The organism is Pseudomonas eutrophicaquae, assembly GCF_023544715.1.
Lineage (GTDB): Bacteria > Pseudomonadota > Gammaproteobacteria > Pseudomonadales > Pseudomonadaceae > Geopseudomonas.
Genome location: NZ_JAMJEZ010000002.1, coordinates 86391 through 106070, shown reverse-complemented (window position 1 = coordinate 106070; position 19680 = coordinate 86391). Strand labels below are relative to the sequence as shown.

The window sequence follows — 19680 nt, the reverse complement described above, 5'->3', positions numbered from 1 at the left end:
AGCGCACTCAGCGCACGAAGGGATTGGCGAACAGCAGCAGCACCGCGACCACCAGACAGTAGATGGCCATGGTTTCGATCATCGCGAGGCCAACGAACAGGGTGCGCGACAGGCTGCCGGCGGCTTCCGGCTGACGGGCGATGGCGTCCATCGCCGCAGCCACGGCCCGGCCCTCGGCCAGCGCCGGGCCAATCGCGCCGAAGCTCACCGCGATGGCCGCGGCGATGATGCTGACCACTTCGATCAGGTTATCCATGGGATGACTCCTTGCTTGAGGGGGGCGGGGTGTGGCCGTGAATCGCGGCGGCGACAAACACCATGGCCAGCACGCTAAAGATGTAGGCCTGGATCGCCCCGGTGAGCAGGTCCAGCGCCATGAACGGGATCGGCACCAGCAGGCCGGCCAGCGACAGGGCCAGGCCCACCACGAACACGCCGCTCATGATGTTGCCGAACAGGCGCACGATCAGCGAGAAAGTGCGGGTCAGCTGCTCGACGATGTTCAGCGGGATCATCACCCAGCTTGGTTCTGCGAAGGTGCGCAGGTAACCGCGCAGACCCTGACTGGCGATCCCGTAACCGATGCTGGCGACCAGTACGATCAGCGCCAGAGCGGTGTCGGTCTCCAGAGTGGCGGTCGGCGGCTCCAGCCCCGGCAGCAGCGAGGCCCAGTTGGCTGCGAGGATGAACAGGAACAGGCTGCCGAACAGCGGCCGGTAGCGCGCAGGCTCGGTCTGCAGGGTGCTGCGAATCTGCTCGTCTAGGGTGCCGACCAGCAGCTCCAGTGCCGCCTGGCGGCGTGAGGGGCGCAGGCGCAGGCGACGGGTCAGCAGGGCGCTGCCACCGGCCAGCAGCAGCATCAGCAGCCAGGTCGTCGCCACCGCATGGCTGATCGGCAGTGGGCCGAGGTGGAACAGGGTCTGACTGACCAGCGGTGAGGTCATCATGGGCGCATTCTCCGTACTTTCAGTTGCCTCGCCAGCAGCAGGCCGAGCGCGGCGGCGAGCAGCGCTGCCAGGCCGAAACGGCTCACTACGACCAGCGCCGCCACGCTTGAGGCCACCCGCACGAGCTGCAGGGCCAGTGCCGGCAGCAGGCGCCCGCTACTGAACAGGCGCAGGTTGAGCGCCAGCGAGGCGAAATGCACGGCACCGATCAGGCCGCCGGCCAGCAGGCCTACCCCTAGCTGGGCGAACAGGGGCAGCGCGATCCATACCGTCATTGACGCTGCACCCAGCGCCAGGCCGCCCACAGGCCGACGCCGACGCCGACGCACAGCAGCGCGGCGGAGAAGGTCACGCCGGTGTCCAGCCAGCGGTCCAGCTCGCGGCCGACGAACAGGCCCAGCAGCAGCGGCCCGACGATGACCCAGCCAAGCACGCCGACCTGCCCCAGACGCCGGCCGAGAGACGGCTCCGGGTCATCGCGGGCCTGTGTCTCGCGCGCCACGGCCCGCCGGGCGGCGTCATCCAGGTGGCGATCGGGCTGCTCATCCGGCTTCATGGCAGATCTCCTTCTGGGCTGAACGGTGTCTCGCCCTCGGTGCGCAGGTAGCGCACCAGCTGGCGCACCGCCTGGGTGTGCAGGCGCAGGTGCTCGACCCGCGCCTGACGCAGACGCTCTTCCTGCGCCTCGCGGGACTCGCGCACCCGTGCTTCCAGCTCGTCGAGGCGTGTACCGAGGATACCCTCGCGACAGGCCACGCGCAGCTGGCCCGCGGTGAGGCTCAGCACTCCGCCACGCACCGCGCAGAAACCCAGTTCGCCACCGGCGCGGCGCCAGCGCAGCACGCTGGGCTGCAGCACGGTGAGGTAGTCGACATGCCCGGGCAGCAGGCCGAAGGCGCCGCTGGCATCCTCGCCGCGCAGCGCCACCACGTCGCTCAATTCGACCAGAATGCGCTGCGGGGTGGTGATCAGTAGGCGCAGCGGCTCAGTCATGGGTGCCTGCCTGGCGCGCGGCCTGCTCGCGAGCGCGCGCCTCGTCGAGGGTGCCGACCATGTACAGCGAGCGCTCCTGCCAGTCATCGCACTCGCCGGCGAGGATCGCCTGACAGCCGGCCAGGGTATCGGCCAGCGCCACTGAGCGGCCGGGGATGCCGGTAAAGGCCTCGGTCACGATGAACGGCTGGGTCAGGAAGCGCTGCAGGCGCCGGGCGCGGCCGACGATGCGCCGATCCTCGACCCCCAGCTCCTCGATGCCAAGCAGGGCAATCACGTCCTGCAGGCTGCGGTAATGCTCGATCACCCGGCGCACCTCGGTCGCCACCGCCAGATGCACCTCGCCGACCACCTGCGCATCGAGCAGTGGTGAGGAGGAGGCAATCGGGTCAATCGCTGGGTACATGCCCTGCGCGGCCATCTGCCGCGAGAGCACCACCATGCTGTCGACGTGGGCGGCCAGCGCGGTCACCGCCGGATCGGTGAAGTCATCGGCCGGTACGTAGACCGCCTCGATGGCGGTCACCGCCACGCCGCCGACCGAGACGATGCGCTCCTGCAGCGCCGCCACTTCGTCGGCCAGAGTCGGCTGGTAGCCGACTCGCGACGGCAGGCGGCCTAGCAGGCCAGACACCTCGGCCCCGGCCTGGACAAAACGGAATACGTTGTCGATCAGCAGCAGCACGTTCTGCCGGCGCTCATCGCGAAAATATTCGGCGATGCTCAGGGCGCTGAACGGCACCCGCCAGCGCGCGCCGGGCGGCTCGTTCATCTGCCCATAGACCAGCACACTGTTTGCCAGGACCCCGGAGTCGCGCATCTCGTTGAGCATTTCGTGGCCTTCGCGGGAGCGCTCGCCGACCCCGGCGAACACCGAAATGCCGCGGTAGCGCTCGACCATCGCCTGGATCAGCTCCATCACCAGCACGGTCTTGCCGACCCCGGCGCCGCCGAACATCGCCGCCTTGCCACCCTGCACCAGCGGGGTGAGCAGGTCGATGACCTTGATCCCGGTGGAAAACAGCTCGCGCGTCACCCCCTGTGCGGCCAGGGGCGGGGCCGGGCGGTTGATCGGCCGGCACGGCACATCGGCGGGCAAGGCCGGGCCACGATCACGCGGCGCGCCGCTGACATCGACCAGACGCCCGAGCAGCGCTTCGCCGACCGGCACCTCCAGGGGGCCACCCAGGGCCTGCACCGCCACCCCGCGTGCCAGGCCTGCGGTGCTGGCCAGAGCAATGGCGCGCACCTGATGGGGGTCCAGATGCGCCTGGACCTCGGCGAGCAGGCGGCTGCCATCCTCGCACTGCACGCGCAAAGCCTCGCCGAGTGCCGGCAAGGCCTCGGGAAAGTACACATCGAGCACCGCGCCACGCACGGCGCTGACACGTCCTTCGGCAATCCCCGGCACGGGCGTCTCCTCTGTCAGCCCTCGGCCAGCTGGCGGCGCAGTTCGGCCAGCACCGGCGCGCTGTCCGGGCGCACCCCGCGCCAGAGGTAGAAGGCCTCGGCGGCCTGTTCGACCAGCATGCCCAGCCCGTCGAGGGTGCGGGCTGCGCCCTGCTCAGCCGCCCAGTGGTTAAAGGCGGTGGGCGTTTTGGCATACATCATGTCGTAGCAGATGGTGTGACCCGGCTGGATCAGGCTGGCGGCGATCGGTGGCCGCTCGCCCGCGAGGCTGGCCGAGGTGCCGTTGATGATCAGATCGACCGGGGCATCGATCCAGTCGAAGCCGCTGGCGGCCACCGGGCCCAGATCCGCGAACAACCGCGCCAGCGCCTCGGCCTTCTCCACGGTGCGGTTGGCGATCACCAGCTCGGCCGGCTGTTCGGCCAGCAGCGGCTCCAGCACGCCCCGCACGGCACCGCCGGCACCGAGCAGCAGGATACGCTGGCCACGCAGGGACAGGCCGGCATTGACGGTCAGATCACGCACCAGCCCGGCGCCGTCGGTGTTGTCGCCAAGCAGGCGGCCATCTGCCTGCTTCTTCAGGGTATTGACCGCCCCGGCGCGCCGCGCGCGCTCGGTCAGTGCATCGGCGAGGCGGAAGGCCTCTTCCTTGAACGGCACGGTGACGTTGGCGCCCAGGCCCTCGGCGAAGAAGGCGCGGGCGAAGGCGGGGAAATCGTCCAGCGGCGCCAGCAGGGCCTCATAGGTGAGCGCCTCGCCAGTCTGCGCGGCAAACAGGCGGTGGATCAGCGGCGACTTGCTGTGGGCGATGGGATTGCCGAACACGGCATAGCGGTCGGTCACAGGCCGGCCTCCCCGAGCCAGTCACGATCCTTGAGCACGTACTCGGTCAGATGCGCCTCGGGGCTGCCCGGCTCCGGCTGCCAGTCATAGCCCCAGCGCACCAGCGGCGGCAGCGACATAAGGATCGATTCGGTGCGCCCGCCCGACTGCAGACCGAACAGGGTGCCGCGGTCGAACACCAGGTTGAACTCGACGTAACGGCCACGGCGGAACGCCTGGAACTCACGCTCGCGCGCGCCAAACGGGGTGGCCTTGCGGCGCTGGATGATCGGCAGGTAGGCCTCGAGATAGGCATCGCCCACCGCACGCATGAAGGCGAAGCAGGTGTCGAAGTCCCACTCGTTCAGGTCATCGAAGAACAGCCCGCCGATGCCGCGCGGCTCGCCACGGTGCTTGAGGTGGAAGTAGCGGTCGCACCAGGCCTTGTAGCGCGGATAGACGTCGGCGCCGAACGGCTCGCAGGCCGCGCGGGCGATGCGGTGCCACTCGATGCAGTCTTCCTCGCTGGCGTAATAGGGAGTCAGATCGAAACCGCCGCCGAACCACCAGACCGGCTCCTCACCCTCTTTCTCGGCGCTGAAGAAGCGCACGTTGGCGTGGGAGGTGGGGATGTAGGGGTTTTCCGGGTGGATGACCAGCGACACGCCAAGCGCCTGGAAACTGCGCCCGGCCAGTTCCGGGCGGTGGGCGCTGGCCGATGGCGGCAGGGCATCGCCGAACACGTGGGAGAAGTTCACCCCGCCCTTCTCGATCAGCGCGCCGTTCTCGAGCACCCGGGTCCGCCCGCCACCGCCGCCCGGGCGATCCCAGGCATCCTCGCGAAAGCGTGTGCTGCCATCCTCGGCTTCCAGGGCGGCGCAGATGCGGTCTTGCAGGTCGAGCAGGTAGGCCTTCACGGCGGCGATACGGTCGGTCACGGTTCACCTCGGCAGCGGATCGGGCGCCCGTTGGGCGCGGCAAGGCGGCAAGCATAGCACTGCCCCGCGCCACCAAGGCTTGACGCGCTGCCGTGCGGGCGTTTGCATGGCGGGGCTATTTTTCCGGGAGAGCAAGGCATGGCCAAACGTATCCAGATCAGCCGCCACGGCGGCGCCGAGGTGCTCGAGTACGCCGATTTCACCCCGCCCGAACCCGGCCCGCGCGAGGTGCGGGTGCGCAACCGGGCGATCGGCCTGAACTTCATCGACACCTATTTTCGCAGCGGCCTCTACCCGCTGCCGGCCTTGCCCGGCGGGCTGGGCAGCGAGGCAGCCGGGGTGGTCGAGGCGATCGGCAGTGAAGTGCATGAGTTTTGCGTCGGGGATCGGGTGGCCTATGCCACCGGGCCGCAAGGCGCCTGTGCCGAGGTACATGTAGTCCCGGCGGATTGCCTGGTGACGCTGCCTGCGATGATCAGTTTCGAGGAAGCCGCCGCGGTGCTGCTCAAGGGCATGACCGTGCAGTACCTGCTGCGCCAGATCGGTCATCTGCAGGGCGGTGAGACGGTGCTGTTCCATGCCGCGGCCGGCGGGGTCGGCAGCCTGGCCTGCCAGTGGGCCCGGCACCTGGGACTGCGTTTGATCGGGGTGGTCGGCTCGCCAGAAAAGGCCGAACGCGCCCGCGAGCTGGGCGCCTGGGCGGTGATTGATCGCAGCCGCGAGGATGTGGTGGAGCGGGTGCTGGCGCTGACCGAGGGGCAGAAATGCCCGGTGGTCTACGATTCGGTCGGCCGCGACACCTGGGAGCAGTCGCTGGACTGCGTGGCGCAGCGCGGGCTCCTGGTCAGCTACGGCAATGCCTCGGGGCCGGTCAGCGGTGTCAACCTCGGCATCCTCGCCCAGAAGGGCTCGCTGTTCGTCACCCGCCCGACCCTGTTCGGCTATGCCGACACCCCCGAGCGTTTGCGGGCGATGGCCGCCGAGGTCTTCGCGCTGCTGGAGCGCAATGTGCTGCAGGTCGAGATCGGCCAGCGCTGGCCGCTGGCGGAAACCGCAGCGGCGCACCGTGCGCTGGAGGCGCGTCAAACCGTTGGGGCAACGGTGCTGCTGCCGTGAGGTCGTGAGGGAAGAGAGTGAAATTTTTCTCAAAAGGCTTTACATCTCATTTGAGAATCAATATCGTTAATTCAGCTGATCATCGCATCAGCGGTGATAGACAAGGGTCTGGCAGTCACCCCTTGGTTATCTCCTCATCAGGCTAATCACGGATTCGACCCGGCAGCGATGCCGGGTCTTTTTTTGTCTGAACTATTACTTTTGCTGATGGCTCAGGCCCTGCAGGCCGCCAGCGCGGACTGCAGAGCGTCCACGTCCTGTGGCTCGGCGAAGATCAGCTCAAGGCGCGAATCGCGGCGCCATTCGCTGGTGCGCCAGTCGAGGGGGGCGCCGTCCAGGGCGTTGGCGCTGTACCAGGCGCCGTCTTCGCCGTGGATCACCAGCTTGGCGCGCCGCCAGTCGAGGCTGGCCAGCCAATCGGTGAGGCGCTGACGGTCGAGGCACTGGCTTGGATGCCAGCGCCAGCCGATGCTCCAGCCGCCCTCGCCGGCCTGATGCTGGCAGATCGGCTGGGCCGGATCGCTCCACAGCGTGCCGAGCACGGCGCGCGACTCACTGGGCAGCGTCGCGGGCGCGCTGCTGGCCTGCGCCTGAGCGGCGATGCCCGGAAGTAGGCCCAGCGGCAACTGGCCCTGCTCGGTCCAGTGCAGCGGACGGGCCGGCAGCTGGGCGGCGAGCAGCGCCTTGGCCGTGCCATCAAGCGTGGCACTCTTGTTGAGCACCAGCAGACCCGCCTCGCCGAGCGCCGCCTGCTGGCTGGCCGGCAGCGGCTGGCCGCGGGCCAGCGCGGCGGCATCCAGCACCACCACGCTGGGCTGTACCGCCAGCACGTCCTGCCAAGGGTCAGCGCGCAGCTGCTGCAGCAGCTCGGCCGGATGCCCAAGGCCCGAGGGTTCGATGAACAGCCGATCCTGCCGGCCCTGACGCAGCAGGCGACTCAGCCCGACCTGAAAGGGTGCCCCGTTGACGCAGCACAGACAGCCACCCGCCACCTCGCCCAGCGCGATGCCATCCTCGTCGGTGCTTAGCAGCGCGGCATCCAGGCCGATCTGCCCGAATTCGTTGATCAGGATGGCCCAGCGCTCCGTAGTCGGGCGCTGCGCCAGCAGCTGCTGCAACAGGGTGGTCTTGCCAGCGCCGAGGGGGCCGGCGATCAGGTGGGTCGGGATTTGCGAAAGCATGGCCTGCCTGTGGATAAGTTGGTGAACAATCTGTGTGGCGGGTGTGTCCAGACGGTGGAAAATGCTCCGTGACCGTCCGGATACACAGCATGGATGCGGTCTGTTCGCCTGTCACCCCACTGCGCAGCGGGGTATCGCCCAGAGACCTATCCTGTGGATAAGTTTGTGATGATACCGGCCACCACCCGCCCGCGCGGCCCGGCTCAGGCGGCGTCCTCGCCCTCGAGGCTTTCGGTCCATACCTCGAAGGGGTCTTCCAGCTGCAGCCAGGCGGCCTCGCCCAGGGCCATTTCCGCCTCGCTGAGCAGGCAGGCTTCCAGCTCGGCCTGCAGGCGCGCGAAGTCGATGTGCTGGCCGATGAACACCAACTCCTGGCGGCGATCGCCGTGCTCGCCCTGCCACTTGGCCTCGATGGCGGCGCGGCTTTCGTCATCCGCCGGCCACTGCGCGCGCTGCACCGCGTGCCACCAGCGCCCGGCATAGCCGTAGCGCATCAGGCCACCGGCCTGCGACCAGCTGCCGGCCTCCTCCGGGCGGCTGGCCAGCCAGAAGTAGCCCTTGGAGCGCAGCAGGCGGCCGTTGTCCCATTCGCGGTGCAGGAAGTCATGGAAGCGCTGCGGATGCAGCGGCCGGCGCGCCCGCCAGGCGATGGAGGCGATGCCGTACTCCTCGGTTTCCGGCACATGCTCGCCGCGCAGCTCGGCCAGCCAGCCCGGCGCCTGGGCGGCGCGCTCGAAGTCGAAACGCCCGGTATTGAGGATCCGCTCTAGCGGAACCTGCCCCATCACCATCGGCAGCACCTCGGCCTGCGGATTGAGGCGGCGCAGGATGGCCAGCAGCTCCTCGCGCTCGGCGCTGGAGATCAGGTCGATCTTGCTGACCAGGATCACATCGGCAAACTCCACCTGATCGGTGAGCAGGTCGGTGATCGAGCGCTCATCGTCCTCGCCCAGGCTCTCACCGCGCTCGCTGAGCGCCTCGGCCTCGTGCAGATCACGCAGGAAGTTCACCCCGTCCACCACGGTGACCATGGTATCCAGGCGCGCCAGATCGGCGAGGCTCTGCCCGGTTTCGTCGCGGAAGGTGAAGGTTTCGGCCACCGGCAGCGGCTCGGAAATGCCGGTGGACTCGATCAGCAGGTAATCGAAGCGCCCCTCGCCGGCCAGGCGGGCCACCTCCTCCAGCAGATCCTCGCGCAGGGTGCAGCAGATGCAGCCGTTGCTCATCTCCACCAGTTTTTCCTCGCCGCGGGTCAGGCTGACGCCCTGCTGCACGGCGCTGCCATCGATGTTCAGCTCGCTCATGTCATTGACGATCACCGCCACCCGCAGGCCGGCGCGGTTTTTCAGCACATGGTTGAGCAGGGTGCTCTTGCCGGCCCCCAGAAAGCCGGACAGCACGGTGACGGGAAGACGATTGTCCATCGCGGGGAAAACCTCGAATCGGGCGATAACGGGAAGGATGGCTTGCCGTCTGTAGCGGCATTGTTGTTACAGTATAACACCTGACCTCTGCCCACCGAGACCCTGCCCGATGAATGCTCCGCTTCTGCCCGATATTGCCGCGCAAACCTCCACTGCCCTGCTGCCGCTGGCTCGGGTCGGCATGGCCGGCATCGCCCAGCCGCTGCGTCTGGAGGGGGAGCGGTTGATGGCGCGCATCAGCGCGGCGGTCAGCCTCGATGATCCCACGGCGCGCGGCATCCACATGTCGCGTCTGTACCTGGCGCTGGAGGCGCTGGAGCACGAAGAGCTGACTCCGGCGCTACTGGCGCGGCTGCTCGATGAGTTTCTCGCCAGCCACGCCGACCTCTCGGAAGGCGCCTATCTGGATATCCACAGCGAGCTGCTGCTCAAGCGTCCGGCGCTGGTCAGCCCGCTGGCCGGCTGGAAGGGCTACCCGCTGCAGATCTCGGCCCGCCGGGTGCGCGGTGGTGCGCTGCAGCTCGGGCTGCGCGTGGAAATCGGCTACTCCTCGACCTGCCCCTGCTCGGCCGCGCTGGCGCGCCAGCTGATCCAGCAGCGCTTTGCCGCCGACTTTGCTGACCGCGAACTGCAGCCCGAGGCGGTGCTCGACTGGCTGGGCAGCAGCGCCGGCATCCTCGCCACCCCCCATAGCCAGCGCAGCCGGGCGATCCTCGACGTGCAGCTCGATGCCACCTGCCATGAACTGCCGCTGCTCGCGCTGATCGACAGTGCCGAAGCGGCCCTCGGCACCGCCCTGCAGACCGCGGTCAAGCGCGCCGACGAGCAGGCCTTTGCCCTGGCCAACGGGCAGAACCTGATGTTCTGCGAGGATGCCGCGCGGCGTCTGCACCATGCACTGCGAGCGCTGCCGCTGCTGGACGCCTTCAGCGTGCGGGTCGAGCACGCCGAGAGCCTGCACGCCCACGACGCGGTGGCGGAAAGCCGCTGGAGCAAGGAGTCGGCATGATCCGCACCACGGGCCTGCAATGGGGTGTGGCGGGGCGGCCGCTGACCCCGCCGCTCGACCTGCACCTGGCGGCCGGCAGCCTGACCGCGGTGGTCGGTGCCAATGGCTGTGGCAAAAGCAGCCTGCTGCGGGTGCTTGCCGGGTTGCAGAAACCGCTGGCCGGGCGTGTGCAGCTCGCGGCCTCGGGCCTTGGCGCCATTGGCTATCTGCAGCAGCAGACGGCCATCGACCGCCAGTTCCCCGTCGAGCTGGCCGAACTGGTCGCCGCCGGCCTGTGGCGCGCACGCCTGCCGCGAGCCGCGCGACGGGCGCGGCTCGATGCGGTGCTGGCCGCCTGGGGCCTGAGCGAACTAGCCGGGCGGCCGCTGATCGCGCTGTCCGGCGGCGAGCTGCAGCGCGGCCTGCTGGCCCGTCTGGAACTGACCGAGGCGCCGCTGCTGCTGCTCGACGAGCCCGTCGCCGCCCTTGATGAAGCTGGCCAGCAGCTGCTCTGGCAACGGCTGGCCGACGCTCAGCGCCGTGGCTGCACGCAGCTGGTGGTCTGCCACGATCTGGCCGGCGCGCGCGAGCATCTGCCGGACTGCCTGGTGATCCACGCCGACGGCTGCCGCCACGGGCCGAGCCGCGCGCTGCTGACGGCGCCGCTGGCGCAGGTGGCCTGATGCTCGAGGTGCTCTGGCAACCCTTTGCCGAATTTGCCTTCCTGCGCCGCGCGCTGCTCGGCGGCGTGGTGCTGGCGCTGAGCATCGCCCCGCTCGGGGTGTTCCTGATGCTGCGGCGTATGAGCCTGATGGGCGACGCCATCGCCCACGGCGTGTTGCCCGGCGCGGCGCTGGCCTTCTGGCTGTTCGGCCTGAGCCTGCCGGCGCTGGCGGCGGGCGGGCTGGTCGCCGGCCTCGGCATGGCTGCGCTGGCGGCCTGGGTGACTCGGCGCACGGGCCTGCGCGAAGACGCCAGTCTGGCCGCCATCTACCCGATCTCGCTGGCCACCGGGGTGCTGCTGCTGGGCCTCGCTGGGCGGCGCATCGATCTGCTGCACCTGCTGTTTGGCTCGGCGCTGGCGGTGGATGCGGCGACCCTGCGCAGCATGCTGATCGTCTCCGTCGCTAGCCTGGCGCTGCTGGCGCTGATCTACCGCCCGCTGGTGCAGGACAGTCTGGATGCCGTGTTCCTGCGCAGCGTCAGCCGCCGCGGCGCGCCGGCCTACGGGCTGTTCCTCGCCCTAGTGGTGCTCAATCTGGTGTCCGGCCTGCACGCGATCGGCGCGCTGATGGTGATTGGCCTGCTGGTGCTGCCGGCCGCCGCGGCACGCTTCTGGAGCCGGCGTCTGCCGGTGCTGCTTGGACTGGCCGCAGGCCTGGGTGCGCTGTGCGTCTGGCTCGGCCTGCTGCTGTCCTTTTACGCCAACCTGCCGAGCGGGCCGTGCATCGTGCTGCTCGCTGGCATCGCTTACCTGCTGTCGGTCTGCCTCGGGCCTGTCCACGGCCTGCTGCGCCGCAGCTCACCCCCTCTGCCCTGCTAAGGAATGCGCCATGCGTCGCCTGTTTGCCCTGCTCGCCCTGTGCCTACCCCTGACTCTGTCCGCTGCCGAACGGCCGCAGGTGGTCACCACCTTCAGCATCCTTGCGGATCTGACCCGCGAGATCGGCGGCGATGACATCGAGCTGACCAATCTGGTCGGCGCCGATGCCGACGCCCATGTATTCGAGCCAAGCCCGCGCGATCTGCGCCAGATCCTCGCCGCCGACCTGCTGATCGCCAACGGGCTGGGCTTTGAGCCCTGGCTGGAGCGCCTGTGGGCCAGTGGCGAAGCGCGCGGTCGGCGCCTGGATGCCAGTGCCGGTGTGCCACCGCTGCAGGTCGAGGAAGACGGCCAGCGCATCGCCGATCCGCACGCCTGGCAGAGCCTCGGCAACGCCGAGCGCTATGCCCACAACATCGCCCGCGCCCTGAGCGAGATTGACCCGGACAACGCCGCCGACTACGCCGCCCGCCGCGATGCCTGGCTGGCGCAGCTGCACGCCCTGCGCGCCGAGATCGCCCCGCGCCTGGCCGCCCTGCCCGCCGAGCACCGCCGGGTGCTGACCAGCCACGATGCCTTCGGCTACTTCGCCCGCGAGTGGAACCTGCAGTTCCGCGCCGCCCAGGGCGTCAGCGACGCCGCCGAGCCGTCGGCGGCCGAGATCGCCGCGCTGATCCGCCAGCTGCGCGAGGAACAGGTGCGCGCCCTGCTCGTGGAGAACATCCGCGATCCGCGGCTGATCGAGCAGATCGCTGCCGAGGCCGGCGCGCGGGTCGGCAGCACCCTGTACTCCGACGCGCTGGCCGCCGGGGGACCGGCCAGCCGCTATCTGGGTATGTACCGGCAGAACGTCGAGCGGCTGCTTGAGGTGCTGGAGCCGTGAGGGCCGGGTTGCCACTGGCACACGCCACCGCCCATCCGGCCAGCGCCGGTGCCGAGGGGTTGCGGGTCGAGTCGCCGGGGCTGGCCTGTCATACTGGTGGGTGTACCCTCCTTTCCCGTTCACCGGAGGGCGACCGTCTGACGGTCGCCAGCTCACCACCATGAAACGCCTGCTGATCGCGCTGGTGCGCGTCTATCAATACGTCATCAGCCCGCTGCTCGGCCCGCGCTGCCGTTTCCAGCCGACCTGCTCGCAGTACGCCATCGAGGCGCTGCAGCGCCACGGCGCGCTGCGCGGCGGCTGGCTGACCCTGCGCCGGCTGGGCCGCTGCCACCCGTGGGGCGACTCGGGCTATGACCCGGTACCGCCCTGTGCCTGCCACACCCACCGTGAGCCGCCCCGATGAGCGCGTTGCCGATCCACCCTGACCGCGGCCCATGCCGGTTGCACTCGCCACACCAGGAGGCCCGATGCTGATCCGCAAACTGTTCCGCTTCGAGAACGCCCACATCGTGCGCGGCTGCACCAGCCGGCGCTGCGCCCGCTCCGTACACGGTCACTCCTACCGGGTCGAACTGCTGCTGGAGGCCCATGCCCTTGATCACGGGCAGATGGTCTACGACTTTGGTCTGCTCAAGGGCGGCGTGCGTGAGCTGATCGACGCCTTCGATCACGCGCTGAGCTTCTGGGATGGTGACGATCCCGAGTACATCGCCAGCTGCCAGCGCTTTTCCGAGCGCTGGATCGCCCTGCCGGTGTCGCCAAGCGCCGAGCAGCTGTCGCGGGTGATCTTCCGTCTGGTCGATGCGCTGCTGGCGCAGACCGAGATGGTCAACGGTGAGGCGGATGTGCGCCTGCACTCGGTGATCGTCCATGAGACCGAAACCGGCTATGCGCAGTGCTTTCGCGAGGATGCCTTCAGCCCACGCATGGGCGCCTTCGAGCTGGCAGAGATTCGCTTCTCCGAGGCGATCTGCGCCGAATGGTCGGACCCGCAGCTGTTCGAGCGCCTGCTGGCCGGCGAGCGCTGGCGCAACCCGCCGGCCCAGCGCTGAGGCTCAGGCGTCGAAGCGCGAGCGCGGGGTGGCCATCGGCACCACCTCGCCATCGAGCGGCAGGAAGCGGCCACTGGCCGCGTCATAGGCGATGATCGCGCTGGTCTCGATGTTGTACACCCAGCCGTGGATGAACAGCTGGCCGCTGGCCACCCGCGCCGCCACCGAGGGGTGGGTGAGCAGGTGGTTGAGCTGGGCTACCACGTTCTCCTCGGTGAGCAGCGCCAGATGCTCCTGGCCGCAGTCGCAGCCGGCGAAGTTCTGCTCGACCACGGTGCGCGCCACTTCGGCGTGGCGCAGCCAGCTTTTCACCGTCGGCATGCTTTCCAGCGACTGCGGGTTGAGCACCGCCTTCATCGCCCCGCAGTCGGAGTGGCCGCAGATGATGATGTGCCGCACGCCGAGCGCGGCGACCGCGTATTCGATCGCAGTGGACACGCCGCCGTTCATCTGCCCATAAGGCGGCACCACGTTGCCGACGTTGCGGGTGACGAACAGGTCGCCCGGCGAGCTCTGGGTGATCAGCTCGGGCACGATGCGCGAGTCGGCGCAGGTGATGAACATGGCGCGCGGGTTCTGCGCGGTGGCCAGCTTCTTGAACAGCTCCTCCTGCTCGGGGAAGACTTCACGGCGAAAACGCTTGAAGCCTTCGACGATGCTGCCCAGCGCTTCGTCGGCGCTGGAAAGGATGCTGGGGTCCTGCTGAATCTTCTGCACGATGGCCTCCGTGGGGCGGTGATGGGGCGCGGGCTTTTCGAACCCCGCGCTAAGGTGTTCAGATGCACTCAGTGCGCCACTATCGCCTCAATACGCGCTCGCGTCGATGGACTGCCGCCACCGTCATAGCCGCTCTGGGAGAACCACCCCGTTGACTGATCGAATTGAAGGGCTTGTCCCCAAGGCCTTGCTGCTCTTGCTGCTGCTACTCGCCGGCTTTTTCTTCCGGCATTTTCTGGTGCCTAGCCTTGCGGCCCTGATCATCGGGTTTGCGACCTGGCCGCTCTATGCCTACCTGAAAACGCGCCTGCAGGGCCGGGAAACTCTTTCCGCGACCCTGGCGATTCTCGCCGTGACGCTGACGCTGATCATCCCGCTGCTGATCGCCTTCGTGTTTGCCGTGGCGGAGGTTCGCCAGTGGGCGGAGTGGCTGATCGAGGCCAACCGCGAGGGCGCTGCCCTGCCGGACTGGCTGGGCAGCGCCCCGGGGATTGGCCCGTTTGTCGCGCCGTACTGGGAGAAGCACCTGGCCCATCCCGGCGCGCTGGGGGAGCTGGTCCGGCTTGCCAGCGGGGAGCAGCTTGGCAGCCTCTATCGCTGGCTGCGTGATTTGGGCGGGGCCACCTTCCACTCGCTCCTGATGCTGGTCTTCATGCTGATCACGCTGTTCTTCGTCTACAAGGACGGCAGCCAGATCGTCTGCCAGCTCGACCGGGCGGGCCATGCGCTGATGGGCGAGCGCTGGGGGCGTCTGTCGAGAATCGTCCCGGCGACGGTGAGTTCCACGGTCACCGGCATGCTGCTGGTGGCGATCGGCGAGGGGGTGGTGCTGGGGTTGGCGTACTGGGTGGTCAACCTGCCCTCGCCCGTGGCACTTGGCTTGTTGACGGGGTTCATGGCGCTGATCCCCGGGGGCGCGCCGCTGGCCTTCAGCATGGCGTCCGCCTATCTGGTGGCGACCGGTGAGGTGACGGCGGGCGTCGGGCTGTTTCTGTGGGGCTCGATCGAGCTGTTCATCGTCGACAAGACCATCCGTCCACGGCTGGTGGGCGGGCCGATTCGTCTACCGTTTCTGCCGACCTTTTTTGGCCTGATCGGCGGGGTGATGACCATGGGCCTCATCGGGCTGTTCATCGGCCCGGTGCTGATGGCGATGCTGGTGGCGATCTGGCGTGAATGGGTGAACAGCCTCCAGCCCTGAGGCGCTGGCCGTCGTCTATATCGCCCGGTGCTGACGGTGCAGCCGATCCGGCTGGCACCTGGGCGGCTTGGCTGTCGATAATGCCGGCCCTTTGACTGCGGAGCCCGAGCGTGACCACCGATTGCCTGATCAGCCGTGTTGATTTTGATGACCTGCCCTGCTGGCGCCTGCAGGTGCCCGGTGCCGAGCTGCTGGTCGCCGAGCAGGGTGCGCAGATTCTCCGCTATCAGCGTCACGGCGAGCCGCCGCTGATCTGGCTCAGCGAGCAGGCCCGCGGCGAGCGCGGCCAGTCGGTGCGCGGCGGGGTGCCGGTGTGCTGGCCGTGGTTCGGTGATCTGGCGCGCAATCCGGCGGCGCTGCTGGCCCAGTACCGCGGCGAGGCGGCGCCGTTTCATGGTCTGGTGCGCAACCTTCCGTGGCGGTGCAGCGAGCAGCGGATCGAGGCTGATGAAGTCTGCCTGCGCCTGAGCTGTCCACAACCAGAGGATGGCCTGCCCGGCTGGCCGCAGGCGGTCGAGGTGGCGCTGGAGATTCGCTTGGGCGCACGGCTGTCCATCGCCCTGCACAGCCACAATACCGGGACGCGGCCGGTGTGGATCAGCCAGGCGCTGCACAGCTACTTTGCCGTCAGTGACATCCGCCAGGTCGCGGTCGAGGTGCTCGACGGCTGCCGCTACATCGAGACCCTCGAGGGCTGGTGCGAGCGGCGCCAGTCTGGCGCGCTGACCTTCAGCGGTGAGACCGATCGCCTGTACCTGGACCTGCCGGCGCAGCTCAGCCTGCGTGACCCTGGCTGGCGCCGCCGCCTGCACCTGGCCAGCCAGCGCTCGCGCAGCGCTGTGGTGTGGAATCCGTGGATCGACAAGGCGCAGCGGCTGTCGCAATTTGCCGACGATGCCTGGCAGCGCATGCTCTGCATCGAAACCGCCAACGTCTGGGATGACTGCATTGAGCTTGCGGCTGGCGCGCATAGCTGCTTGGATCTGTGCCTGTGGAGCACCCCGCTGGACGAGGATTGACGCCGCCCGACAGCCGCCCTGAAGATGCTCGGCATCTCCCCGCCAGGTGCCCTGCCATGACCTCCAGTGGTATTGCCGAAGCCGCCGTGCAGCTGTTCGCGACCCGCGAGCGGCAGCGCTTTCTCGATCATCACCCACGCTGCGTGGCGCTCGCCGAGCGGGCCCGCCACGCGCTGTTCGGCGGCGTGCCGATGCACTGGATGAGCGACTGGTCGACCCCGGTGCCGCTGTTCGTCGAGCGCGCCGAAGGGGCGCGTTTCTTCGATGTCGATGGCCACGAATATGTCGATTTCTGCCTCGGCGATACCGGCAGCATGTTCGGCCACTCGCCGGCGCCCATCGCCCAGGCGCTGCGCGAGCAGGCCGGCAACGGCCTGACCAGCATGCTGCCCGGCGAGGATGCGGTGGTCTGCGGCGAGCTGCTCGCCGCGCGCTTCGGCCTGCCCTACTGGCAGGTGGCGACCACCGCCACCGATGCCAACCGCTTCGTGCTGCGCTGGGCACGGGCGATCACCGGGCGCAAGACGCTGCTGGTGTTCGATGGCTGCTACCACGGCACCGTCGATGACGCCATGGTGCGCTGGCGCGCGGGACGCACCGTACACCGCCCCGGCCTGCTTGGTCAGGCGCGCAATCTGGCCAAGACCAGCCGCGCGGTGCCCTTCAACGATCTGGCCGCCCTGGAGGCGGCGCTGGCGAGCGGCGATGTGGCGGCGCTGCTGTGCGAGCCGGTGATGACCAACATCGGCATGGTGCTGCCGGAGCCGGGCTTCATGGCTGCGGTGCGTGAGCTGACCCGTCGCTACGGCACCCTGCTGATCATCGACGAGACCCACACCCTCTCCACCGGCCCCGGCGGCTGCACGCAGGCCTGGGGGCTGGAACCGGACTTTCTCACCGTCGGCAAGGCGATTGCCGGCGGGGTGCCCTGTGCGGTGTACGGCTGCAGCGCGGCGATGGCCCAGGCCATGCAGCTGGCCCGCCAGCACGCTAGCGAGCTGAGCCACGGCCACGGGCACAGCGGCATGGGCACCACCCTGTCGGCCAATGCCCTGGCCATGCACTGCCTGCGCGCCAGCCTCGAGCAGCTGATGAGCCCGGACGCCTACGCGCACATGCTGGCGCTGGCCGCGCAGCTGGCCGCCGGGCTGCGCGCCCTGCTGGCCCGCCACGCCCTGCCCTGGTCGGTGACTGAGCTGGGTGCGCGCTGCGAATTCCAGTTCTGCGCCGTGCCGCCGCGTACCGGTGCCGAGGCCGAGGCGGCTTTCCACGACAGCCTGCAGATGACCCTGCACCTCTACCTGATCAATCGCGGCATCCTGATCACCCCGTTCCACAACATGACCCTGTGCTGCCCGGACACCCGCGAGGCCGATGTCGACCGGCTGATCGCCACCCTCGACGCCGCGCTGGTCGAACTGCTGGCGCTTCCCGGTGCGCGGGAGGCCTGAGCCGTGGCCCTGTATCCTTCCGGCATCGCACCCGGGCCGTGAGCTGATCGTCTGCTGGCCGGATCGCCACGCCGGAGCGTGGCAACCTTCAGGGTTCATGCCTACAGGATTCCCCCCATGCATTTTGCCGATCTCCAGGAAGCCGATGCCTTCCTCGCCGCCCATCCCGGGGTGCAGAGCTTCGAGCTGTTCATCATCGACCCCTGCGGCGTGCCGCGCGGCAAGCTGCTGCGCCGCGAGGAGCTGCGCGCCGTCTACCGCGAGGGGCGGCCGCTGCCGAGCAGCATCCTCGGCCTGACCATCCGTGGCGAGGATGTCGATGCCACCGGGCTGGTCTGGGACGTGGCCGACGCCGACTGCCGGGCCTTCCCGCTGCCCGGCAGCCTCCGCCTGCAGACCTGGCGGGCCACGCCGACCGCCCAGCTGCAGGTGTCCATGCACCCGCAGCTGGGCCTGCCGGCCAGCATCGCCGATCCGCGCCATGTGCTGGCCCGGCAGGTCGAGCGGCTCAAGGCTGACGGCTACCACCCGGTGATGGCCGCCGAGCTGGAGTTCTACCTGCTCGACCAGGCACGCGACGCCGAGGGCCGGCCACAGCCGGCCCGTCAGGCCAATGGCCTGCGTCCGCAGGCGCCGCAGGTCTACGGGGTGCTTGAGCTGGAGCAGCTGGCGCCGTTCCTCGACGACCTCTATGCCGCCTGCGCCGCGCAGGGCCTGCCGGCGCGCACGGCGATTTCCGAGTACGCGCCGGGGCAGGTGGAAATCACCCTCGAGCACCGCGCGGATGCCCTGCAGGCGATGGATGAGGCGGTACGCTACAAGCGGCTGGTGCGCGGCGTGGCCCAGCGGCATGGCTATCAGGCCTGCTTCATGGCCAAGCCGTTTGGCGAGCTGGCCGGCAGCGGCTTGCACATGCATGTCAGTCTGGCCGATGCGCAGGGTCACAACCTGTTCGCCAGCGAGGTGGATGAGCTGCTCGGCGCGCCGCCTTCGGGCGCTGCGGCGCGGCTGCGCCAGGCCATCGGTGGCCTGCTGGCCACCCTTGAGGAGGGGCTGGCGGTGTTCTGCCCCAACGCCAACTCGTTCCGCCGCTTTCAGGCCAACAGCTACGCGCCGCTGGCCAGAAGCTGGGGCGTGAACAACCGCACCGTGTCGTTGCGGGTACCGGGCGGGCCGGCGGCCAGCCGGCACATCGAGCACCGGATCTGCGGCGCGGATGCCAACCCGTATCTGGCCGCTGCGCTGCTGCTGGCTGGCCTGCATCGCGGCCTGCGCGAGGAGCTCGACCCCGGCGCACCGATCGAGGGCAACGGCTATGCCCAGGCCCGCGAGGTGCTGCCCACCGACTGGCTGAGCGCCTTGCGTGGCCTGCAGGCCTCAAGCTGGGCGCGCGAGGCGCTGGGCGAGGACTTCCAGCGCATCTACCTTGCGATCAAGCAGGAGGAGTATCGTCAGTTCATGGCCGAAGTCGGCGAGCAGGACTGGCGCTGGTACTTAGGCCACGCCTGAGGCGCAACCGCTCTGCAGCGGGCCGGGCAATCGATTAGGCTTTAAAGGTGATGGGTTCAGGGAGCGTGCTGATGTCGATGACCATGCTGCTACGCGGCAGCCCCCTGCTGCTGGTGGCGCTGCTGACCGGATGCCCGCAGGCGGGCGATCCGACGACGGTGCCGAGCGCCGATGGCCGTTATATCCGGGTGATTCAGGTGCCGGGCCTTGAGCGACGCACCTTCGAGGCCCATGTGGTGGCCGACGGCAAGCGGCGCTATGTGTCGGCGGATCTGCGTAGCGACCAGCTGACCCGCGCCGCCTTCCCGCTGATGCCGGCGACCACCCTGTACATGGGCCCCTGCGGCCCGGTGCTGTGGACGCCACCCAGCAACGTGCTGAATGCGCGTACCTGGCAGGCGGTGCGCAACGCCGGACATCCCGACTGCCCGATTCCGCTGGGCACCAGCCAGTGGAAGGTGCTGGCGGCCGAGGAGTGAGTCG

Annotated in this window: 23 protein-coding genes; 12 read left to right on the top strand and 11 right to left on the bottom strand. The window is 69.1% G+C overall.

Features of this window, described 5'->3' with window-relative positions; translation table 11 throughout:
- Window positions 1-7: 7 nt before the first annotated feature.
- Genes MXC11_RS01485 through hemF form a run of 8 tightly spaced genes read right to left on the bottom strand, consistent with a single transcriptional unit; the run spans window position 8 to window position 5110 of the window.
- A complete protein-coding gene (locus MXC11_RS01485; protein ID WP_250004213.1) occupies window positions 8-256 on the bottom strand; it encodes a F0F1 ATP synthase subunit C in 249 nt (82 codons plus the stop codon).
- Window positions 249-947: a F0F1 ATP synthase subunit A gene (locus MXC11_RS01480; protein WP_250004212.1), complete on the bottom strand. Its 699-nt coding sequence runs from the start codon at window positions 945-947 to the stop codon at window positions 249-251. Before MXC11_RS01480 ends, MXC11_RS01485 begins: the two co-directional genes overlap by 8 nt.
- Window positions 944-1222 carry an N-ATPase subunit AtpR gene (locus MXC11_RS01475; protein ID WP_250004211.1) on the bottom strand — a complete coding sequence of 93 codons (279 nt, stop codon included), beginning with the start codon at window positions 1220-1222 and terminating at the stop codon, window positions 944-946. Before MXC11_RS01475 ends, MXC11_RS01480 begins: the two co-directional genes overlap by 4 nt.
- Window positions 1219-1503, bottom strand: coding sequence for an AtpZ/AtpI family protein (locus MXC11_RS01470; RefSeq protein ID WP_250004210.1), 285 nt, complete (start codon window positions 1501-1503; stop codon window positions 1219-1221). The genes MXC11_RS01475 and MXC11_RS01470 overlap by 4 nt, the downstream gene beginning before the upstream one ends.
- The gene (locus MXC11_RS01465) at window positions 1500-1940 is read right to left on the bottom strand and encodes a F0F1 ATP synthase subunit epsilon (RefSeq protein WP_250004209.1); all 441 of its coding nucleotides are present in this window, start codon (window positions 1938-1940) and stop codon (window positions 1500-1502) included. Before MXC11_RS01465 ends, MXC11_RS01470 begins: the two co-directional genes overlap by 4 nt.
- Entirely contained in the window at window positions 1933-3342 is a 1410-nt protein-coding gene (atpD, locus tag MXC11_RS01460) for a F0F1 ATP synthase subunit beta (protein ID WP_250004346.1), read from the bottom strand. Before atpD ends, MXC11_RS01465 begins: the two co-directional genes overlap by 8 nt.
- A 23-nt stretch (window positions 3343-3365) precedes the next feature.
- The gene (aroE, locus tag MXC11_RS01455; RefSeq protein WP_250004208.1) at window positions 3366-4193 is read right to left on the bottom strand and encodes a shikimate dehydrogenase; all 828 of its coding nucleotides are present in this window, start codon (window positions 4191-4193) and stop codon (window positions 3366-3368) included.
- Window positions 4190-5110: an oxygen-dependent coproporphyrinogen oxidase gene (gene hemF, locus MXC11_RS01450; protein WP_250004207.1), complete on the bottom strand. Its 921-nt coding sequence runs from the start codon at window positions 5108-5110 to the stop codon at window positions 4190-4192. Before hemF ends, aroE begins: the two co-directional genes overlap by 4 nt.
- A 138-nt stretch (window positions 5111-5248) precedes the next feature.
- Here hemF and MXC11_RS01445 point away from each other — a divergent pair, with 138 nt between their 5' ends.
- Window positions 5249-6226: a quinone oxidoreductase family protein gene (locus tag MXC11_RS01445; RefSeq protein ID WP_250004205.1), complete on the top strand. Its 978-nt coding sequence runs from the start codon at window positions 5249-5251 to the stop codon at window positions 6224-6226.
- Between the two features lie 212 nt (window positions 6227-6438).
- Here MXC11_RS01445 and MXC11_RS01440 read toward each other — a convergent pair whose 3' ends face one another.
- The gene (locus tag MXC11_RS01440) at window positions 6439-7407 is read right to left on the bottom strand and encodes a CobW family GTP-binding protein (RefSeq protein WP_250004203.1); all 969 of its coding nucleotides are present in this window, start codon (window positions 7405-7407) and stop codon (window positions 6439-6441) included.
- Between the two features lie 203 nt (window positions 7408-7610).
- Window positions 7611-8831: a zinc metallochaperone GTPase ZigA gene (gene zigA / locus MXC11_RS01435; RefSeq protein ID WP_250004201.1), complete on the bottom strand. Its 1221-nt coding sequence runs from the start codon at window positions 8829-8831 to the stop codon at window positions 7611-7613.
- A gap of 109 nt (window positions 8832-8940) precedes the next feature.
- Between zigA and folE2 the strand changes: the two genes are divergently transcribed.
- The 6 genes from folE2 to MXC11_RS01405 all read left to right on the top strand — a co-directional run bounded on the left by folE2 (window position 8941) and on the right by MXC11_RS01405 (window position 13300).
- Window positions 8941-9840 (top strand): GTP cyclohydrolase FolE2, encoded by a 900-nt coding sequence (folE2, locus tag MXC11_RS01430; protein WP_250004199.1) that lies wholly within the window; start codon window positions 8941-8943, stop codon window positions 9838-9840.
- On the top strand, window positions 9837-10502 hold the full coding sequence (locus tag MXC11_RS01425; RefSeq protein WP_250004197.1) for a metal ABC transporter ATP-binding protein: 666 nt from the start codon (window positions 9837-9839) through the stop codon (window positions 10500-10502). Before folE2 ends, MXC11_RS01425 begins: the two co-directional genes overlap by 4 nt.
- Complete coding sequence (locus MXC11_RS01420) at window positions 10502-11362, top strand: metal ABC transporter permease (RefSeq protein ID WP_250004195.1); 861 nt, start codon at window positions 10502-10504, stop codon at window positions 11360-11362. Before MXC11_RS01425 ends, MXC11_RS01420 begins: the two co-directional genes overlap by 1 nt.
- A gap of 10 nt (window positions 11363-11372) precedes the next feature.
- Window positions 11373-12245: a metal ABC transporter solute-binding protein, Zn/Mn family gene (locus MXC11_RS01415; protein WP_250004193.1), complete on the top strand. Its 873-nt coding sequence runs from the start codon at window positions 11373-11375 to the stop codon at window positions 12243-12245.
- A 160-nt stretch (window positions 12246-12405) separates the two neighbouring features.
- Complete coding sequence (yidD, locus tag MXC11_RS01410; RefSeq protein ID WP_250004191.1) at window positions 12406-12651, top strand: membrane protein insertion efficiency factor YidD; 246 nt, start codon at window positions 12406-12408, stop codon at window positions 12649-12651.
- A 64-nt stretch (window positions 12652-12715) separates the two neighbouring features.
- The gene (locus MXC11_RS01405) at window positions 12716-13300 is read left to right on the top strand and encodes a 6-pyruvoyl trahydropterin synthase family protein (RefSeq protein WP_250004189.1); all 585 of its coding nucleotides are present in this window, start codon (window positions 12716-12718) and stop codon (window positions 13298-13300) included.
- Window positions 13301-13303: 3 nt separating this feature from the next.
- Here the strand turns inward: MXC11_RS01405 and MXC11_RS01400 are convergent, their stop codons facing one another.
- The gene (locus MXC11_RS01400; RefSeq protein WP_250004187.1) at window positions 13304-14017 is read right to left on the bottom strand and encodes a carbonic anhydrase; all 714 of its coding nucleotides are present in this window, start codon (window positions 14015-14017) and stop codon (window positions 13304-13306) included.
- Between the two features lie 151 nt (window positions 14018-14168).
- Here MXC11_RS01400 and MXC11_RS01395 point away from each other — a divergent pair, with 151 nt between their 5' ends.
- The 5 genes from MXC11_RS01395 to MXC11_RS01375 all read left to right on the top strand — a co-directional run bounded on the left by MXC11_RS01395 (window position 14169) and on the right by MXC11_RS01375 (window position 19676).
- A complete protein-coding gene (locus MXC11_RS01395; RefSeq protein ID WP_250004185.1) occupies window positions 14169-15218 on the top strand; it encodes an AI-2E family transporter in 1050 nt (349 codons plus the stop codon).
- 110 nt (window positions 15219-15328) lie between these two features.
- On the top strand, window positions 15329-16237 hold the full coding sequence (locus MXC11_RS01390; RefSeq protein WP_250004183.1) for a D-hexose-6-phosphate mutarotase: 909 nt from the start codon (window positions 15329-15331) through the stop codon (window positions 16235-16237).
- Between the two features lie 56 nt (window positions 16238-16293).
- The gene (locus tag MXC11_RS01385; protein ID WP_250004181.1) at window positions 16294-17688 is read left to right on the top strand and encodes an aspartate aminotransferase family protein; all 1395 of its coding nucleotides are present in this window, start codon (window positions 16294-16296) and stop codon (window positions 17686-17688) included.
- A 117-nt stretch (window positions 17689-17805) separates the two neighbouring features.
- Entirely contained in the window at window positions 17806-19197 is a 1392-nt protein-coding gene (locus MXC11_RS01380) for a glutamine synthetase family protein (RefSeq protein ID WP_250004179.1), read from the top strand.
- A 71-nt stretch (window positions 19198-19268) separates the two neighbouring features.
- Complete coding sequence (locus MXC11_RS01375) at window positions 19269-19676, top strand: hypothetical protein (protein ID WP_250004177.1); 408 nt, start codon at window positions 19269-19271, stop codon at window positions 19674-19676.
- The last annotated feature ends 4 nt before the right edge of the window (window positions 19677-19680 follow it).

Coding starts and splice junctions, on each gene's coding strand:
- folE2 (WP_250004199.1), top strand. CDS start 8,941: ATGAATGCTCCGCTTCTGCCCGATATTGCCGCGCAAACCTCCACTGCC.
- MXC11_RS01475 (WP_250004211.1), bottom strand. CDS start 1,222: ATGACGGTATGGATCGCGCTGCCCCTGTTCGCCCAGCTAGGGGTAGGC.
- MXC11_RS01425 (WP_250004197.1), top strand. CDS start 9,837: ATGATCCGCACCACGGGCCTGCAATGGGGTGTGGCGGGGCGGCCGCTG.
- yidD (WP_250004191.1), top strand. CDS start 12,406: ATGAAACGCCTGCTGATCGCGCTGGTGCGCGTCTATCAATACGTCATC.
- MXC11_RS01375 (WP_250004177.1), top strand. CDS start 19,269: ATGTCGATGACCATGCTGCTACGCGGCAGCCCCCTGCTGCTGGTGGCG.
- MXC11_RS01465 (WP_250004209.1), bottom strand. CDS start 1,940: ATGACTGAGCCGCTGCGCCTACTGATCACCACCCCGCAGCGCATTCTG.
- MXC11_RS01445 (WP_250004205.1), top strand. CDS start 5,249: ATGGCCAAACGTATCCAGATCAGCCGCCACGGCGGCGCCGAGGTGCTC.
- MXC11_RS01470 (WP_250004210.1), bottom strand. CDS start 1,503: ATGAAGCCGGATGAGCAGCCCGATCGCCACCTGGATGACGCCGCCCGG.
- MXC11_RS01480 (WP_250004212.1), bottom strand. CDS start 947: ATGATGACCTCACCGCTGGTCAGTCAGACCCTGTTCCACCTCGGCCCA.
- MXC11_RS01385 (WP_250004181.1), top strand. CDS start 16,294: ATGACCTCCAGTGGTATTGCCGAAGCCGCCGTGCAGCTGTTCGCGACC.
- MXC11_RS01415 (WP_250004193.1), top strand. CDS start 11,373: ATGCGTCGCCTGTTTGCCCTGCTCGCCCTGTGCCTACCCCTGACTCTG.
- MXC11_RS01420 (WP_250004195.1), top strand. CDS start 10,502: ATGCTCGAGGTGCTCTGGCAACCCTTTGCCGAATTTGCCTTCCTGCGC.
- zigA (WP_250004201.1), bottom strand. CDS start 8,831: ATGGACAATCGTCTTCCCGTCACCGTGCTGTCCGGCTTTCTGGGGGCC.
- MXC11_RS01380 (WP_250004179.1), top strand. CDS start 17,806: ATGCATTTTGCCGATCTCCAGGAAGCCGATGCCTTCCTCGCCGCCCAT.
- MXC11_RS01405 (WP_250004189.1), top strand. CDS start 12,716: ATGCTGATCCGCAAACTGTTCCGCTTCGAGAACGCCCACATCGTGCGC.
- MXC11_RS01485 (WP_250004213.1), bottom strand. CDS start 256: ATGGATAACCTGATCGAAGTGGTCAGCATCATCGCCGCGGCCATCGCG.
- MXC11_RS01440 (WP_250004203.1), bottom strand. CDS start 7,407: ATGCTTTCGCAAATCCCGACCCACCTGATCGCCGGCCCCCTCGGCGCT.